This is a genomic window from Rosettibacter primus, assembly GCF_036860675.1.
Taxonomy (GTDB): Bacteria; Bacteroidota; Ignavibacteria; order Ignavibacteriales; family Melioribacteraceae; genus Rosettibacter; species Rosettibacter primus.
Map to the genome: position 1 here is coordinate 653,313 of NZ_JAYKGK010000001.1, position 18,071 is coordinate 671,383.

20 protein-coding genes are annotated in these 18,071 nt (G+C 30.0%); 8 read left to right on the forward strand and 12 right to left on the reverse strand.

The window, feature by feature from the left end:
• Positions 1–5: 5 nt before the first annotated feature.
• Together amaB and VJY32_RS02750 are read right to left on the reverse strand one after the other, a co-directional pair.
• Positions 6–1,538, reverse strand: coding sequence for an L-piperidine-6-carboxylate dehydrogenase (amaB, locus tag VJY32_RS02745; protein ID WP_353676343.1), 1,533 nt, complete (start codon positions 1,536–1,538; stop codon positions 6–8).
• Between the two features lie 38 nt (positions 1,539–1,576).
• Positions 1,577–2,185: a hypothetical protein gene (locus VJY32_RS02750; protein WP_353676344.1), complete on the reverse strand. Its 609-nt coding sequence runs from the start codon at positions 2,183–2,185 to the stop codon at positions 1,577–1,579.
• A gap of 299 nt (positions 2,186–2,484) precedes the next feature.
• Between VJY32_RS02750 and lat the strand changes: the two genes are divergently transcribed.
• Positions 2,485–3,840: an L-lysine 6-transaminase gene (gene lat, locus VJY32_RS02755; RefSeq protein WP_353676345.1), complete on the forward strand. Its 1,356-nt coding sequence runs from the start codon at positions 2,485–2,487 to the stop codon at positions 3,838–3,840.
• A 37-nt stretch (positions 3,841–3,877) separates the two neighbouring features.
• On the opposite strand, the gene VJY32_RS02760 is transcribed toward lat, so the two are convergent.
• Positions 3,878–4,318 (reverse strand): hypothetical protein, encoded by a 441-nt coding sequence (locus tag VJY32_RS02760; protein ID WP_353676346.1) that lies wholly within the window; start codon positions 4,316–4,318, stop codon positions 3,878–3,880.
• Between the two features lie 168 nt (positions 4,319–4,486).
• Here VJY32_RS02760 and rsmI point away from each other — a divergent pair, with 168 nt between their 5' ends.
• Complete coding sequence (gene rsmI / locus VJY32_RS02765; protein ID WP_434968521.1) at positions 4,487–5,326, forward strand: 16S rRNA (cytidine(1402)-2'-O)-methyltransferase; 840 nt, start codon at positions 4,487–4,489, stop codon at positions 5,324–5,326.
• Between the two features lie 31 nt (positions 5,327–5,357).
• On the opposite strand, the gene VJY32_RS02770 is transcribed toward rsmI, so the two are convergent.
• From VJY32_RS02770 to VJY32_RS02805, 8 genes are read right to left on the reverse strand one after another with little or no spacing between them, the layout of a single operon-like run.
• The gene (locus VJY32_RS02770; protein WP_353676347.1) at positions 5,358–5,879 is read right to left on the reverse strand and encodes an adenine phosphoribosyltransferase; all 522 of its coding nucleotides are present in this window, start codon (positions 5,877–5,879) and stop codon (positions 5,358–5,360) included.
• Between the two features lie 15 nt (positions 5,880–5,894).
• Positions 5,895–6,881 carry a tRNA dihydrouridine synthase DusB gene (gene dusB, locus VJY32_RS02775; RefSeq protein WP_353676348.1) on the reverse strand — a complete coding sequence of 329 codons (987 nt, stop codon included), beginning with the start codon at positions 6,879–6,881 and terminating at the stop codon, positions 5,895–5,897.
• Between the two features lie 4 nt (positions 6,882–6,885).
• The gene (locus tag VJY32_RS02780; RefSeq protein WP_353676349.1) at positions 6,886–8,055 is read right to left on the reverse strand and encodes an MFS transporter; all 1,170 of its coding nucleotides are present in this window, start codon (positions 8,053–8,055) and stop codon (positions 6,886–6,888) included.
• A gap of 42 nt (positions 8,056–8,097) precedes the next feature.
• Complete coding sequence (locus tag VJY32_RS02785) at positions 8,098–9,276, reverse strand: CapA family protein (RefSeq protein ID WP_353676350.1); 1,179 nt, start codon at positions 9,274–9,276, stop codon at positions 8,098–8,100.
• Positions 9,269–9,463, reverse strand: a complete 195-nt coding sequence (locus tag VJY32_RS02790) for an Hc1-related histone H1-like protein (protein WP_353676351.1) — start codon at positions 9,461–9,463, stop codon at positions 9,269–9,271. The genes VJY32_RS02785 and VJY32_RS02790 overlap by 8 nt, the downstream gene beginning before the upstream one ends.
• A 17-nt stretch (positions 9,464–9,480) precedes the next feature.
• Positions 9,481–11,484, reverse strand: coding sequence for a heterodisulfide reductase-related iron-sulfur binding cluster (locus VJY32_RS02795; protein WP_353676352.1), 2,004 nt, complete (start codon positions 11,482–11,484; stop codon positions 9,481–9,483).
• A gap of 29 nt (positions 11,485–11,513) precedes the next feature.
• Positions 11,514–12,080, reverse strand: a complete 567-nt coding sequence (locus VJY32_RS02800) for a biotin transporter BioY (protein WP_353676353.1) — start codon at positions 12,078–12,080, stop codon at positions 11,514–11,516.
• Positions 12,081–12,093: 13 nt separating this feature from the next.
• Complete coding sequence (locus tag VJY32_RS02805; RefSeq protein ID WP_353676354.1) at positions 12,094–12,927, reverse strand: alpha/beta hydrolase family protein; 834 nt, start codon at positions 12,925–12,927, stop codon at positions 12,094–12,096.
• Between the two features lie 160 nt (positions 12,928–13,087).
• Here VJY32_RS02805 and VJY32_RS02810 point away from each other — a divergent pair, with 160 nt between their 5' ends.
• The 6 genes from VJY32_RS02810 to VJY32_RS02835 all read left to right on the forward strand — a co-directional run bounded on the left by VJY32_RS02810 (position 13,088) and on the right by VJY32_RS02835 (position 17,190).
• Positions 13,088–13,375: a hypothetical protein gene (locus VJY32_RS02810; RefSeq protein ID WP_353676355.1), complete on the forward strand. Its 288-nt coding sequence runs from the start codon at positions 13,088–13,090 to the stop codon at positions 13,373–13,375.
• 92 nt (positions 13,376–13,467) lie between these two features.
• Positions 13,468–14,616, forward strand: coding sequence for an acyl-CoA dehydrogenase family protein (locus VJY32_RS02815; protein WP_353676356.1), 1,149 nt, complete (start codon positions 13,468–13,470; stop codon positions 14,614–14,616).
• A complete protein-coding gene (locus tag VJY32_RS02820; protein ID WP_353676357.1) occupies positions 14,609–15,361 on the forward strand; it encodes a 1-(5-phosphoribosyl)-5-[(5-phosphoribosylamino)methylideneamino]imidazole-4-carboxamide isomerase in 753 nt (250 codons plus the stop codon). The genes VJY32_RS02815 and VJY32_RS02820 overlap by 8 nt, the downstream gene beginning before the upstream one ends.
• 9 nt (positions 15,362–15,370) lie before the next feature.
• Positions 15,371–15,901: a cyclic nucleotide-binding domain-containing protein gene (locus tag VJY32_RS02825; protein ID WP_353676358.1), complete on the forward strand. Its 531-nt coding sequence runs from the start codon at positions 15,371–15,373 to the stop codon at positions 15,899–15,901.
• Positions 15,902–15,909: 8 nt separating this feature from the next.
• A complete protein-coding gene (locus VJY32_RS02830) occupies positions 15,910–16,386 on the forward strand; it encodes a universal stress protein (RefSeq protein WP_353676359.1) in 477 nt (158 codons plus the stop codon).
• 15 nt (positions 16,387–16,401) lie between these two features.
• Positions 16,402–17,190 (forward strand): eIF2B alpha/beta/delta subunit family protein, encoded by a 789-nt coding sequence (locus VJY32_RS02835; RefSeq protein ID WP_353676360.1) that lies wholly within the window; start codon positions 16,402–16,404, stop codon positions 17,188–17,190.
• On the opposite strand, the gene VJY32_RS02840 is transcribed toward VJY32_RS02835, so the two are convergent.
• Positions 17,180–17,797 (reverse strand): tetratricopeptide repeat protein, encoded by a 618-nt coding sequence (locus VJY32_RS02840; protein WP_353676361.1) that lies wholly within the window; start codon positions 17,795–17,797, stop codon positions 17,180–17,182. The two genes, VJY32_RS02835 and VJY32_RS02840, sit on opposite strands and share 11 nt — an antisense overlap.
• Positions 17,798–18,071: the final 274 nt, after the last annotated feature.

Sequence of the window (18,071 nt, forward strand, 5' to 3'; positions counted from 1 at the left end):
CAATTTTATATTTCGAACTTAATTCCCTGAGCAAGAGGTAATTTAGTTCCGAAATTTATTGTATTAGTTTGACGACGCATATAAAATTTCCATGCATCTGAACCAGACTCTCTTCCGCCGCCTGTTTGTTTTTCACCACCGAATGCACCCCCAATTTCGGCTCCGGAAGTTCCAATATTTACATTTGCTATTCCACAATCACTCCCCCAAGCTGACAGAAATTCTTCAGCTTCTCTTAGGTCATTTGTAAAAATTGCTGAAGATAATCCTTGAACAACATCATTTTGAATATCAATTGCATTTTGAACATCACCAGAATATTTAATCAAATAAAGAATTGGAGCAAAAGTTTCTTCTTGAACAATATTATAACTATTTTCTGCTTCAACAATTGCAGGAACAACATAACATCCTGATTCATATCCTTCACCGGATAAAACTTCGCCACCATATAAAATTTTTCCACCTTCTTTTTGAACAAGGTTCAATGCATTCTTAAAATCTTCCACAGCAATTTTGTCAATTAATGGGCCAACATGATTTTTTTCATCAAGTGGATTTCCAATCCTTAGACTCTGGTAGGCTTTTATTAAAGCTTCTTTAACTTTATCATAAACATCTTCATGAACAATTAGTCTTCGAGTTGTTGTGCATCTTTGACCTGCAGTTCCTACAGCTCCAAAAACAACTGCAGGAATTGCAAGCTTTAAATCTGCATTTGGAGTTATTATAATGGCGTTGTTCCCTCCTAACTCTAATATTGCTTTCCCAAAACGTTTTGAAATTATAGCCGCAGCATGTTGTCCAACTTGAATTGAGCCTGTCAATGAAATCAGTGGAATTCTTCTGTCGTTCAATAGTTTTTCTCCAATAGTAGAACCTTTCCCAATTATTAAAGAGAACAAACCTTCTGGTAAATTATTATCCCTAATTACTTCTGCTAAAATGTTTTGAACAGCGATAGCAGATAATGGTGTTTTAGAAGAAGGTTTCCACACATTCACATCACCACATACTGTTGCAATCATAGCATTCCATGACCAGACAGCTACTGGAAAATTGAAGGCAGTAATTATTCCAATAACACCCAGTGGATGATATTGTTCATACATTCTATGTTTTTCTCTTTCTGAAGTCATTGTAAAACCATATAACTGGCGCGATAAGCCTGCCGCAAAATCACAAATATCAATCATCTCCTGAACTTCACCTAATCCTTCTTGCAAAGATTTTCCCATTTCGTATGATACTAATCTCCCAAGTTGTTCTTTGTAAGTTCTTAGTTTTAATCCAATTTGTCGAACTATTTCACCTCTTTTTGGGGCCGGGATAGTTCTCCAGTATTTAAATGCTTCAACAGATTTTTCAACTACAAGGTCATATTCATATTCATTTGCTTGATAAACTTTTGCTATTAACTTCCCATCAACAGGAGAAATTACTTCAATCATACCGCTGCTTTTTGTTTCAAGCCAGATTGTCCCGGTGGAAGCACCAAAATTTTCTTCTTTAATACCCAATAATTTTAAAAAATCCATTTTACACTCTTAATGAATTTATAAATTTTACTTGTTATTCAATCAATCGACTTTATTGAGCTTATTGTAGATTCCATATATTCATGTTCCTCGTTGTAATTTCTCTTTAGAATAGTAAAATCGAATGTAACTATAAAATTTTTGCTTTTTAGTATAATCTTGTTATTAATAAAATTTCCAATTTCATATTTGAATTTAGTAAAATGAATATTAGAATGAACAAATTCATCAACAATTAAATTGTAGTGATAGTATTTGTTGTTTACAAAATTTTTATAATAATTTAATTTATCATTTAATGATAATGAACTATCAGGAGAATCAACATATCCAACATTAAGTAAACTTTTTGTCGAATCATTAAAGAAAAGATAAACTGGAATGTAAAAAAAATTTTTTTCTGAAGATTCAGTATTTTTTGAAAAGCTTTCTACTTTTCTTGAAAATTCAGGCTGTTTAATTTGCCAGTTGATTGGAGGATTAAATTTAATCTTCAGTCTTTCATCTGTAATTTCAGCAGCAACTTTAGATTTATCGAATTTCAAATTACGATAGTCGAGTATATCGTTATTTTTTTTACTGCATCCAGTTAGAATAAATGAAAAAGCAATAACAACTAAAGTGGTATAAACAAAATTAATTTGCATTCATATCCAATTTTTATTCTAAATTAAATTAAGCAAAAATTATTCATAAACAAATCTCACCATTTCAATAAACATAAATAGCACATGAAATCCATAATTGATTTGTTAATATTGATTATGATTCATAATTTAACGATGAATTTTAGCAATTACTATGAAATACATTAATTTTCAAAAACTAACCGGAAGAAAAAACTTAAAAAGCTACTTAAGCTCCCGCTTAGAACAAGTTTATTAAGTTATCCCCTCTCATTGTACACTTACCAAAATTAAAACCCAAAAATATTTGAGAGGTTACTATGTCAGAAAATATTTTTACTAATACTAAATTAGTAAATAACATTAACAAAGTTACTCCACAGAATGCACTTGATGTTCTTCGCAAAGTAATGTTAATTGATGGTTTTGAAATTGTTTTGGATTTAGAAAAAAGTCATGGTTTAACAATTATTGATGCTAAAACTAATGATGAGTATTTAGATTTTTATTCATTTTTTGCATCTGCACCGCTTGGGATGAATCATCCAAAATTAAATACAAAAGAGTTCAAGGAAGAATTAACATTAGCTGCAATGAATAAACCTTCCAATTCAGATATCTACACAGTTGAGATGGCAAAATTTGTTGATACTTTATGCAGACTTGCAAAGCCGGAATATTTCAAGCATTTATTTTTTGTTGAGGGAGGAACACTTGCAGTTGAAAATGGACTTAAAGCGGCATTCGATTGGAAAGTTAAGAAAAATTTCATGAAAGGATATAAAGAAGAAAAAGGTCAGCAGGTTATACACTTTCGTCAAGCATTTCATGGCAGGTCAGGCTACACATTATCATTAACAAATACAGACCCAATTAAAACTGCACATTACCCTAAATTTAATTGGCCCAGAATTACCAACCCAAAAATAATTTTCCCTGTTGAAGAAAATTTAAATAAAATTATTCAGCTGGAAAATCAAGCAATCAATGAAATTTATTCAGCAATTAAAAATAATAAAGATGATATTGCTGCAATTATAATTGAGCCAATTCAAGGTGAAGGTGGCGACAATTTTTTCAGAAAAGAATTTTTCTTAAAGCTTAGAGAAATTGCCGATGAACATGATATTATGCTTATGTTTGATGAAGTTCAAACCGGTATCGGTTTAACCGGTAAAATGTGGGCTCACGAATACTTTGTTCAACCTGATATTATGTCATTCGGGAAAAAAGTTCAGGTGTGTGGAATAATGGTAAGCAATAAAATTGATGAAGTTGAAGATAATGTTTTAAGAGTATCTGGAAGAATTAATTCAACTTGGGGTGGTAATTTGACTGATATGGTTAGAGCAAGAAAATATCTAGAAGTTATTGTTGAAGATAATTTAATTGAAAATGCAAGAATTGTTGGTAAATATCTTTTAGAAAAATTATTGGAGGTTCAAAAAGATTTTCCACATCTTGTAAGTCAAGCTCGTGGTCTTGGTTTAATGTGTGCTTTCGATATGCCAACCCCAGAAATTAGAAAAAGATTTCTTACAAAATTATTTGAGAACAAAATGCTAATGCTTGGTTGCGGTGTATCAACCGTGAGATTCAGACCACCATTAATTATAACAAAAGAAGAAGTTGATAAAGGAATTGAAATAATAAGAAGAACTCTTAGAAGTATATAAAAGGCTCTGTAAAAGAGCCTTTTATTTTTTGATTTGATTAGTATCCTGTTCCCTGGTCGTGCTTCTTTTCAAGTTTTTGAACCAACTTAAATCTTATTGCACCATTAAATAACTGAAAAGAATTCCATAGTTTATAACCACCGGCAAGACTATTATCATCACCAAACCATGCATCAATATCACCATTAATATTGCCAAAGTTTGTATCTTTTAGCGTAAATGTTAAAATAGTATGCTTATTAATTACAGTGCCTTCAAAATTGAAAGTTATTGCATTCCAGCTGCCTGTTCCGTAAACTTTATTACCTTCATGTGAAAGCAATAAAATTACAATTGGGTCAGCATTATCAGCAGAATAAGGAATTGATTGATATTGTCCACTGTAATCATTTGATACTGTTGGTTCAATAATCTTTTCCGTCACGCACGAAGTAACAAGAAATATTATCAATGCACCCATCATCAATATTTTTTTCATGTTTACCTCACAATATTAACTTTATCAAAATTGTTTATTGCTTCTGGCTTATTATCGTAATGATATTAATGTTTGTTTAATTTTTTGATGAAGATAATTTTTTGAGTATTCAAGATTTGATTTTATAGAAATAACTTAGGATAAAATTTTGGGGAGAAAAAATTATTCTTGTTAAAAATTCCTGTATTATTAAACGATAATAATTATTACTTTTTGTTAACAAATAATTTTTCTATTAGGATAGAAATATTTTCTTCAAATAAAATTGTAATTAATAATATTACCAATAATAATTATGATATGAGAAACTACGACGATAAAAACAAATATGGCAGAATTTATGTAGTAGCTACGCCGATTGGGAATTTAGAAGATATTACATTGCGTGCATTGAAAATATTAAGAGAAGTTGATTTTGTAATTTGCGAGGATACAAGAGTTACAAAAATTCTCTTTGACCATTACAGCATTCAAAAAAAATTTGTAGTTGTTAATGCAAACAACGAAGAACACCAGATAGAAAAAATTTTACAAGAGATAAAATCGGGATTTACATGTGCATTAGTTTCTGATGCTGGTACGCCACTAATTTCTGATCCTGGTTCAAAATTATTAAATGAAGCAGTAAAGAATAAAATAACAATTGTACCGGTTCCCGGTCCAAGTGCGATTACCACTGCTTTAAGTATAAGTGGTTTACCTTCAAGCTCATTTGTCTTCGAAGGTTTTTTACCTCAGAAAAAAGGAAGACAAAAAAAATTGCAAGAACTTGCTGAAGAAGAAAGAACTATTGTTATTTATGAATCAATGTATAGAATTAAAAAACTTATAGAAGAATTAAAATATTTTATGCCAGATAGACCAATAGTTGTAGCTAGAGAGTTAACAAAAAAGTTCGAAGAAATCTGGCGTGGAACTCCTGAAGAAATTTTAAAAGACTTTGATAAAAAAATAATAAAAGGAGAATTTGTAATTATAATTGCACCAAAAAATTTTTCAAATCTTTAAATAAATTAATCACTTAGATGTTAATGAACTTTTATTCTGAATCATATTGAATTAAGGAGTGAACTTCATACTTTTTTAACCTATCACGCCCTTTAAGAAAATTGAGTTCGATTAAAAATGAAATTTGGACAACTTTTGCTCCCAATTTTTCTACCAATTTGCAGGCTGCTTCCATAGTTCCACCCGTAGCAAGCAAATCATCATGCATTAAAACCAAATCACCATCTTGAATAGCATCTTTATGAATTTCAACCGAGTCAATACCATACTCTAAAGAATAGGTTTCTGATAATTTTTCAGCTGGAAGTTTTCCAGGTTTTCTAACTGGAATAAAACCTACTCTTAGTTTATTTGCAATTGCAGCTCCCAAAATAAATCCTCGAGATTCAATTCCAACTACTTTTGCTATCTCTTTATTTTTACATAAGTTATATAATTCATCTACAGCATATCTAAATGCGTTGCCATCCTTAAGTAAAGTGGTAATATCTCGAAACATAATCCCTTTTTTAGGGAAATCCGGGACAGTTCGAATATAATTTTTCAAATCCATATCGCTGCTCTTTTTTTAGTAAATAAATTTTTCTTCTTTTTTTAATTCCTCAAGATAGTTCATTAATAAATCTTCAATGGGAGCATACTCAGTCAATTTCATTAATTCCTGTTTTACTTTTGATGAATTCCTTAACCCTTTTAAGTAACCAGACCAGAATTTTCTAAATGGAATTATTGCAGTTCTCGGTTCTTTAATTTCAAGTGAATATCTTAAATGACGAAGAGCTGTTTGAAATCTGAATTCAGGAGAATCAATTAATTTTATTTCTCCATATGTTAAAAGTTCTTTTGCTTCTCTAAAAATCCAAGGTCTTTCAATGGCTCCTCGAGCAATCATTACTCCATCTGCATTTGTAGTTTCAAAAGCTTTTTTTACATCATATGCTGTCATTACACCACCATTAAGAAAAACAGGAATCTTAACTACTTCTTTAACTTTTTGAATCCATGACCAATCGGCTTCACCATTATGTCCTTGACTTCTTGTTCTACAGTGTATAGTTAATGCAGATGCACCTGCATCTTCAACTCTTTTTGCTATTTCAATTATATTTATAGAGTTTTCATCCCAACCAATTCTTGTTTTAACGGTTACAGGAATTTTAACAGACTTCACAATTGCTTCAACCATTTTCTGCATATAATCAGGGTCTCGTAATAAACCAGCACCCGCACCACGATTAGCAATTTTCTTTACCCAGCAACCTGCATTAATATCAATGATATCCGGATTTTTCTTTTCTGCTATTTTGGCTGATTCTACCATAGGTCCTAAGTTACCGCCATAAATCTGGATTCCGACAGGTCTTTCTTCATCAGTTATTTCAAGTTTCTTAAATGTTTTTTTGTTTGAACGTATTAATCCATCTGAATTGACAAATTCAGTATAAACAATATCCGCCCCAAATTCTTTACACAATTTTCTAAATGCAATATCTGTAACATCTTCCATTGGTGCTAAAAGTAAGGCATTATCTATTTTAAGATTCCCAATATTCATATTTCTAAATAATATTTTTCCAAAAATTAATTACAATGATTAATATAAAAAATGTAAAAATAGCACCAGTAATAAATGGCGCTTTATAACCTAAATAATCGTAAGAAAATCCACCCCACAGTGGACCAAGAACTCTTGCAAAAGCAGAAAATGATTGATTCAAGCCAAGTATAGAACCCTGTTCTTCTTGCTTTGAAAATTTCGAGATCATACTAAGTATTAGTGGCTGCAATATGCCTGTCCCTATTGACAAAATTGTAATTACTACTATAACACCAAAAAAATTCCCTCCGTATGGAATTCCTGCTAAACCAATCATCATCAAAATTAAACCCAAAATTAAAAGTACTCTTTCAGAAATTTTATTTGTAAACTTAATTAATACACCTTGTACGATAGCTCCGATTACACCCATTATTCCAAAAAGAATACCATTTTGTTGATCAGTAAAGTGATAAAACTTGTAACCAAGTAATGCAAATGTTCCATATAAATTTGCAATTGAAAAAATTATTATAAAAAAAATAAAAATCAGCAAACCCACAACAGGCTTTCTTAAAACATCTTGAATATACTTCACATCAAATAATTTAAAATGAAGATTCATTCTTTCAGATTTCAACTGCTTAGATTCAGGTAAAATTAACAATGCAAATAAAAATGCAGTAAAAGAAAAAACTGCGCTACTTAATCCAGCAACAGCATAACCGAACTTTGCAATAAATGCCCCAATTAAAGGTCCGAACACAAATCCCAATCCAAATGCAACCCCAATAATTCCCATTCCTTTAAGTCTTTCTTCTGGTGGAGTTATATCAGCTATATATGCTTGAGCTACAGCAATATTACTGCCTCCAAGTCCAGCCAATGCTCTTGACAAAAATAAAATTACAAATGAATTAGCAAAACTAAATATCACATAAGAAATTGATGTTAATAATAATGTTGCTGCAATTATTGGTTTTCTTCCAATAACATCAGATAATTTCCCTAGTAATGGATTAAATAAAAATTGCATCAAAGAAAAAATTGCTACGATTATACCAATGCCATAATCTTGCACTCCTAATTCTTTACTTGCGAATGTTGGCAAAATGGGAATTAATATTCCAAAGCCCATTAAATCTATGAATATTGTAAAAAATATTACCGAAAGAGATGCTTTATTTTTCATATTTGTTTAAATATTGACCCGTAAAGATATGAAATTAGCTTATTATTTATTATTCTGTTTTAAAAACATTTCCATTGTATCGTAGTAACTTCTTTTGATTAACTTCTTATCATGATTGTTAAGAAAATAAAATTCATTTATTTTATTTGTATCAGATGGAATTATATAAAATTGATTTTTGCCATCAACCAAACCTTTATAAACCCATGTAGGAATTATTGAGATACTATCAAACGAAACCACACTGCCATTTTTACTCATACGAATATTTAAAATTACTCCCGCATCAGAATATCTCCATCTTTGATTCGAAATAAAATTTCCCAAAGAATATGCAACTAATGTTTTGCCAATTTTATTGTTACTTGAATTACGAACCATTATTGGTTGAACAACATGCGGGTGACTTGCAACAATTATATCTGCCCCATACTCAATTGTTTTCTTTACAATTTCTTTTTGATATAAAGATGGCTTCCTTTTATACTCATCTCCGAAATGAAAGTAAACCAAAATTATATCAACAGACTTTTCTTTTAATTTTTTAATCTCTTTTTTAATCAAAGTAGTATCGATAATTTTAACAGCATATTTATTGTATTTATTCAGATTGATATTCAAACCATAAGTATAAGCTAATAAACCTATTTTAAAATTTTTTTTATTTATAATTCTTAATGAATCATAATCACTTTGTGATAAGTAAGTCCCCAGATAATCAATTTGATTTGCTTTCAACACTTTGATTGTTCTAATAATTCCTGAAAACCCTTGATCAAAAGAGTGATTATTAGAAGTATACAAAATGTCAAATTTTGCGTATTTCAATGCCTCTACAAATTCTGGAGGAGAATTAAAAAGCGGATAACCTTTATAACTATCTTTTTCTTCACCTATAACAGTTTCTAAATTTCCAAATGTAATGTCAGAATTTTCAAGAAATTTTTTAATGTATTTAAATGATGGTTTGAAATCGAAACTGTCTTTATTTATTTGAGAAGAAATGACCTGGGGAAGATGACACATTAAATCGCCAACAAATGTTAATTTAATTACTGAGATTGAATCTTGGGATAAAATACTTACAGAGTTATTAAAACATACCCCAAATAGAAATGAGTAAGAAAAAATTAATGCTGCAATAGAAAAAAATTTTATAAGGAATGATTTGAAAAAGAGGCTGGATAAAATAATCCAGCCCCTAAAAAATATATTATTCACTTTTTGTAGCTTTACGCTGTGCCTTTACTTCTTGAATTTCATTTCTAATTTCTTGAGCCATTTTTTTCAGCTCGCTCAATCCTTTTCTTAGACGAGTGCCTGCAGCTGCCTGGCCCTTTTCATAAAATTTAATTACATCTGTTTCTAAACTTTTAACGAACTCTACTAAATTTTGATACTTTTGCATGTATACCTCCATAATTTTTAATTAATTAATAAGTTTTCAAGAATTATTTCGGAAATATCTTTAACGGTAATTTCATCTGATTTATTAAAAGATTTTAATCCGTCAGAAAGCATAGTCATACAGAAAGGACAAGCTGAGGCAATAATATTTGCATTTGTTTTAAGTGCTTCCTTTGTTCGATTTTCATTAATTCTTTCACCCTCATTTTCTTCGAGAAACATTCTTCCACCGCCAGCTCCACAGCAAAAACCTCGATCTCTATTTCGTTCCATTTCAACTAAATTTATGCCATTTATCATTTTCAGAGATTCTCTAGGTGAATCATAAATATTGTTATATCGCCCAAGATAACATGAATCATGATAAGTAATTTTCTGTTTTAGAGATTCATTTTTCAATTTTAATTTTCCCTCTTTCAATAAATCCAAAATAAAATCAGAATGATGAATAACTTCATAATTTCCACCGAAATGAGGATATTCATTTTTCAACATATTAAAACAGTGCGGACAACCTGTTACAATTTTTTTAACATTATACCTGTTCAGAGTTTCAACATTTTCTTGAATTAACATTTGAGCTAGATATTCATTTCCTAATTTTCGAGCAACATCTCCCGTACATTTTTCTTCAACGCCCAGAATTCTAAATTCAATATTCGCATTTTGCATCAATTTTGCAATTGATTTCGTCACTTTTTGATACCGTGAATCAAAAGAACCAGCACATCCAACCCAGAATAATATTTCACAATTTGAATCTTCTGCCATTGTTTTGATATTCATTCCTTCTGCCCAGTTTGCTCTATCCTGTGCATTAAAAGCCCATGGCGTGAAATTCGTTTCTATATTTTTAAAAACAGCATTTAATTCAGATGGGAAATTAGATTCCATTAGAACAAGATTTCTCCTTAAATCAACAATTGTATCGATGTGTTCGATTGTAACAGGACATTCATTCATGCAAGCTCCACATGTTGTACAAGCCCATACTTCTTCATCAGTTATATAATCATGTATAAGTGACTTTGTTAAAATTTCATTTTCTTTTATCCCATTTACTATTAAAGGAGCTTTATCTTCAGTTCTGTAACGAATATTTTTTATTATCTCACGAGGAGATAATTTTTTGCCGGTATTTGAAGCTGGGCATGCATCTGTGCATCGTCCACATTCAGTGCATGCAAAACCATCAAGGATTTGTTTCCATGTCAAATGTTCAAAATCTGCCGCTCCATATTGACTTATATTTTCATCTTCAAGATTAATATTCTTTAAAACATATTTTTCATTACCAAGTTTTGAGAAGTAAACATTCGGAATTGATGAAATAACATGAAAATGTTTCGAGTAAGGCAAAAAATTTAAAAAGCTTAACACAAGCAGAATGTGGATCCACCAAAAAATTTCATAAGATACTTTTGATATTGAAACAGCATTTGCAAAGAAATATTTGCTTAACACAGTCGAGATTGGTCTGTATTCATTTGCTGATAGTGTGAAATTATTTGAAGCTATATGCGCAGAATTCTGTCCAAACATAGAAACAACTACTCCCAATATCAAAAGCAAGATTATTGCAGCATCTAAATTTCCTTCTTTCCCTACATTGAGTCTTGGGACTTTTATAATAAATCTTCTATAAAGAGCAATTAAAACAGAAGTAATAACAAGTAACCCAAATAAATCTTGAATAAATGTAATTATTTTATAGAATGAACCTATAAATTCCCAGCTGAAATTTGAATAGAATCCCTGTATGATTGATTCAAGCACTGCAAGAAGAAAAATTATAAAGCCCCAGAAAATGAAGAAATGAATTATACCGGCAACAGGTTCTCTCAATAATTTTGATTGAGCAAAAGCAATTTTCAATACATTTTTAATTCTTTCTCCAGGATTATTAAATCTATCTTCTTTTTGTCCAATAAAAATATATTGTAAAATTTTTTTTACATTATAAATAAATAATCCAATTGCACAGAAGAATACAATTATAAAAATTATATTTTTAGCATTCATTTTTCATCCGAAAATTGTAAACGAATTTCTCATTCTTTATGATATTTAATTTTAATTGCTTTATAAATGCTAAATGCTGCAATTATTTTAATAAAATCCCATAGAGAAAAAATAAATGCACCGCTTACAAAAGCCTGCTTAAAATTACCATTTAAGAATAATGACAGATATAATGCTCCTCCAGTTAAAATTATCAATTCACCAAGCATAAAAGAAACTAAAACAAACAGATTGTTGATTTTCTTTTCAATTAAATAACCGGTTAAAAATGCAGCAAAAGGAAATGACAATAAATAACCTCCTGTAGGTCCAAATAATTTCAAAATTCCTGCACTAAAACCTGCAAAAACAGGTAATCCTAAAATTCCTGCCAATAAATATATAACTTGACTTAATAAACCATTTCTCGCACCTAAAAATGCTCCTGACAAAAGCACAATCATCGTTTGAAGTGTAAATGGGACAGGTTGAACAGGAATCATTAATTGAGCACTAAGAAATGTAAGTATTGAAAAAGAAAATATTCCCAATAATTGATTTGATTTGATTTTATTCAGCAATAAAACAAAATGATTGGATAATTCTTTTACAATCATACCTCACCTTTTTTTATTTAAGATTATTTTGAAAAAAATATAATGTTGTTTCTAACACTCTTTCAAATTTATCATTTGAACCATTGAAAGGGTGAACGATATCAAAAGTATGACCAGTACCATAAATTTTGAAAAATTCTGTTTTAGTTTTATCTGACCACTCATATAATTGCATAGCTTCTTTCACCGGAACTACCATATCCTGATTGCCATGAACAATTAATATTGGTCTATTAAACTGAGAGATTGCTTTTTGTATATTCAAGAAATCATCTGAATTTTTTTCAATATCTTCAAGAAGCGAGATATTTAATTTCATTATTTGCTTTGTTCTTGTATTTATTATTTCGATATAACCTTTTTTGCGCCATTCATCTTTTTGTCTCTGTGTATATCTATCAAGTTTTGATATTGAGGCCCAGAGACTAACACAACTAATATCTTTTCTTTTACTTGCTGTTAAAATGGCAACTGCACCTCCTCTGCTATGTCCAATATATCCTATTTTACCTTTAAAATTAATTTTAAAGAAATCAGATTTTAATGCATCAGTAATCTCGTTCAATTCCCTTATTTCTCGCGAAATAGTATTCTTAGAAAATTTATCAAGTTCTGTAAATTCTGTTAAATTTTCTCCAATTCCATTAAAAGAAAAATTAAATGTTACAACAAAAAATCCATTGTTTGCAAAATAATTGCCAAGATAAGGAACAAACCCCCAATCTTTAAATCCTTTGAAACCATGGACAAAAATAACTGCATTTCCACTAAATTTATTTTTATTCAAGTAAGTGGTGATAGCAAGTTTTTCATTATCTGAAGCTAAAAAAGTAAAATTTTCAATCATATAATGCGAAATATGAATATTAGCTATTCGAAAGTCAAGAAATTAGATAAAATTTGATTTCGAGAAAAAAATATTAATCTAATTTTAAGTTAGCATTGCTCACTAAAGCTTTCCATTTTTTTTACGATTATAAGTTAGAAAAAATAGCCATTAAAGAAAAATGACAATAGAAGAAAAAGCAAAATGGTTTGATGTAGCAATGAGATTTGGTTTAGAGGGTAAAATCCACCTCGTTATGAAATCATATAAAAACGGTGTAGCAAAATGGGCTATTGTTAATACAGAAAATAACACTGTGTTAAATTCAAATTTAGAATGGGAACCGGAGCCACCTGCCAAAAAAAGAGATGAAAGCTTTTTAATTAGAACAAGATTTAGTTTTGAGGATGCAGTTGCTCTCTACAAACAATATAAAATGTTTGCTGTAGAAACATCACAAGCAGTTTAATTTTTCTTCTAATAAACATTTCTTCATTGATTTTATTTTAGTATCCATTTCTTTATTTTACATCAACAAATCAAAAATTCTTAATTAATATGATGATTAAGTTTACAGAAGAACAAGAAATGCTGCGTTCAATGGTAAGAGAATTTACAAACGCAGAAATTAAACCATTAGCAAAAAAAATTGATGAACAAGAATTTATTCCACAAGAATTAATTAAAAAAATTGCTGAAATTGGATTATTAGGCACTGCATTCCCTGAAAAATATGGTGGGGGTGGATTTGGTGAAGTAGGATATTGCATTGCTCAAGAGGAAATTGCAAGAGGATGCGGAGCTACTGCAACATTTATTGGGGCACATCAATCTATTGGAACAAATGCCATTTATATTGGAGGATCAGAAGAATTAAAACAAAAATATTTGCCATCACTTACATCTGGTGAAAAAATTGCTGCATTTTGCCTTACCGAAGCTGAAGCTGGTTCAGACTCTTTTAACTTAAAAACCACTGCAGTAAAGAAAAATGACAAATGGATTATTAATGGTGAAAAACTCTGGATTACTAATGGAGCTATTGCCGATGTATTTTCTGTTTTTGCAAGAACAAGTAAAGGCATAACTGGCTTTGTCGTTGAAAAAAATTTCGAAGGTGTTGAAATTGGTCCTAACGAAAAAAAACTTGGTATAAGAGGAAGTGTAACAAATGCAATTAGATTTAATAATGTAGAAGTTCCCTCAGAAAACATAATTGGTACTGAAGGCAGAGGTTTTGCAATTGCAATGAAAACTTTGGATGCAGGAAGATTAACAGTAGGGGCGTGTAGTATTGGAGCTGCTAAAGAATTGCTCGAACTTTCAGTTCAATATGCTACTCAAAGAATTCAGTTTGACCAACCAATTTCTAATTTTGAAGCAATTCAATTTATGATTGCAGATATGACAACTAAAATTTATTTAATGGAAAGCATACTTTATCGAGCAGCTGAAAAATATGATAAAGGTCTGGATATAAGTCATGATGCAGCAATTGTAAAACTTTATTGTTCGGAAGCTGTTTCAAAAATTGCTGATATGGCAGTTCAAATTCATGGCGGTATGGGATATTCCAGAGAACTTCCAATTGAAAGATTTTATAGAGATGTAAGAATTCTAAAAATTTTTGAAGGAACAAGTGAGATTCAGAAATTAATTATAAGCAAAAAAACTATTAAGAATCAGGGTAAATGGAAATTCAATGGCTAAACTTTTAGTTATTCCTTCAATTGATATACAAGATGGTAAGACCGTTAGAGTTGTTCAAGGGATTCCAGAGTTAAATTGTCCTGCCTATGGAAATGACCCGGTAGAAATGGCTCTTATCTGGAGAGCAGAAAATGCAAAATGTCTTCATGTAGTAGATTTTAATGCAGCTTGGGAACATTCACATGTTAATCATGAAATAATCAGAAAAATTTGTGAAGCAGTAATAATACCCGTTGAACTTGGTGGAGGCATCAGAAATTTTGAAGATGCTAAAATTGCTTTTGATTTAGGAGTAGCAAGAATTGTAATTGGCACTTTAGCATTTGAAAACCCAAAAGAATTTTCAAAAATTCTTGAGACATTTACACCCAACAAAGTCGTTGCGGCAATTGATGTAATTGAAAATCAGGTTGTTACACGTGGAAGAAGAGTTTTTACAGGAATAAATGCATTAGATTATGCTCGCATGCTAAAAGAACTTGGTGCTCAACGTTACATTGTTACTGATGTTAGAAGAAATGGAATGATGCTTGGACCAAATATTGAACTTTCAAAAAATATTGCAGAAGTTACGGAAAGAAAAGTTACTCATTCTGGCGGTATTGGTGGTTATCAGGACTTAATTAAGTTACAAAAAGAAGCTGAAGGCTATGTAGACTCTGTTATAATAGGTAGAGCATTATACGAAAACAAATTCCCCTGTCAAAAAATCTGGCGTGTTGCCGAAGCAGGTTTATTTAATTAGAGATTATATATGGAAAGAAAATCAAAAGTAAGCAGTAGTTTTTGGACAAACTTGTTTAAAACTCCAACAGAAAAAAGTGATTTAGAACAGGTTCTTCTATCTATGCCCCCCTTTAAAAATCTCAGCAACAAAAACTTTGCATCACTTTTAAAATTATTTCACAATAGAGTCTATGCCCCCAAAGAATATATTTTTTATCAAAACGACCCTGGCATTGGTTTGTATGTAATAATTAATGGAGAAATTTTAATCACATTTGAAGCTGAAGATAACGAAAGATTTGATCTGGCTCATCTAACAAGAGGAGATTTCTTCGGTGAGTTGGCACTGCTTGATAATGACAAACGCTCTGCTTCCGCTATTGCTCTTAAAGATTCTCAACTTGCAGTAATATTTAAACCTGATTTAGATGATTTTATTGAAGCTCATCCAATTGATGGTATAAAAATTTTAAAAGGTATTGCTCAAATAATTTCAAGAAGATTAAGAAATCTAAATAAAGATTACATTGAGCTTTATAATAAACTTAGAAATAAATGAGGTGAAATATGGGAATGATAGATAAAATTCTTGTGCCAATTGATTTTTCTGATTATTCTAAAAACGCATTAAAGTATGCAGTACAATTTGCTAAACATTTTAATTCTTCCATGTACTTAATTTATGTAATTGAACCTATTATCTATCCTGCAGATTTCAGCATGGGACAGGTTGCAATTCCATCAATGGATACAAATATTCAATCAAGAGCAGAAGAGGAACTGAACAATCTTGCTAAAAACTATGTTGACCCTTCAATAAAAGTTGAAATAATAATAAAAACTGGAAAACCTTTCGTCGAAATCAATGAAACAGCAAAGGAAAAAGATATAGATTTGATAATTATTGCAACACATGGCCACACAGGAGTGGAACATTTACTCTTTGGCAGTACAGCAGAAAAAGTAGTAAGAAAAGCTCCGTGTCCCGTATTAACTTTGCGGGAACCTATTAAAGGTTTTAAGTTCAATCAAAATTTTTCATAATGTTTTCTGTCTTTAATGAAAGAAAATCTTGATAAAAATTTACTAAAATTAATCAATAATAAAACTTCAGGAAGCAGTGAATTACTTACTCTTCTTCATGACCATATAAAACAAGAAAGAAAGAACTTTGAATTATTCCCTTCTCTAATAATTGAATTACAAAAAAAATTTACTTCATTTCAAAACATTAATAGCTATCTTGATGAATTCTACAATGAAATTAAAAATAAAGGTAATCTTGAAAAATTCTTTTACAAATATGATGAGATTTTAATTAATGTTTATGACAACATTTTTTTGAAAGCTAAAAATGAATTATTGAAATACTCAAATTTCATTACTATTTCCAACAGTAAAACTGTTTATGAAATCTTAAAAAGAATTAAAAAAGAAAAATCTAAAATTACAGTTTTTGTTTCAGAATCAAGACCAAAATTCGAAGGTAGAATTTTAGCACGAAAACTCGCAGAAGAAAAAATAAATGTTTACCTGATTACAGAAGCTATGTTAAGCAATCATGTTAAAAATTCTGATGCTGCATTAATTGGAGCAGACATTATTTTAAAGAATGGCAATGTTGTAAACAAAGTCGGCAGTTCCATACTTGCAATTCTTTGTAAATTTTATAAAGTCCCATTTTTTGTAGTAGCTCATAAAAGTAAATTTTCATCAAAAAATACATTCGACAGAAAAGAGATGCACTCTACTGAAATTTGGAGAAACCCACACTTAAACATTGAAGTCCCAAATTATTATTTCGAAGAAATTGACAAAAAGTTAATTAAAAAGATATTTACTTCTTAATCTTCTCTAAATTTTGTAATAATTCCTTAGCATTTTTAGCCAATTTACTATCCGGTTCTTTTTTAAGAACTTCATTCCAATAATATTTTGCTTTTTGATTATCCCCTTTTATGTGAGAAATAACTCCCAGATTATACAAAGCAAGCGGATAATCTTTTTTAATGGTTAATATTTTCTTCGACATCTCTTCGGCTTTATCAAGTTCACCCTTATTGAAATATAAGAAAGTGAGGTGTTGTAAAATGTCAATTCTTTTCGAATCAACTTTCAAAATTTTTTCATAAAGTTCTATTGCTTTATCATGCTGATGAGCAAGAGTTAACATATCTGCATAATTTCTAATCTTAACTGTATCCTCAGGATTTTTCTCATAATCTTCTTTTAATTGATTTAATTGCTCCAGAGCTTCTTTAGCTACATTAGATTTTGAAGGCATGTCTTCAGTATTCTGAGACATACCCCGATGAATGTCGTCATCAGGCATTTGACCATGGGGATTTATTTGTGTTTGTAAAGTTGGTTCCTTGGCGCTTGGCGAAAATATAATTAATGAAATTATAAACGCCGTAAAAATAATAACATAGATATATAATGATTTAATTCTCATAAGTTCTCCAATTATCTAAATTGTGGCTGCCAAATTAAGAATATTTTTCTAATGTTTTTAGTCTTTCTGAAATTACAAAGTAAACTCACTCCTATAAAAAAGCATAATGTGAACTATAATTAGTTTATCAATGTTTGATTATGATACATAAATTAAATTCTTCAAAACACGAATTGACAGCATGTTCTGGCTTAAGAGTTAAGGAAAAAATTCGATAATAGTTCTGAGTTTTAAAATTTTTGTGAAATTAAAATTTATATAGACAATTAAATTA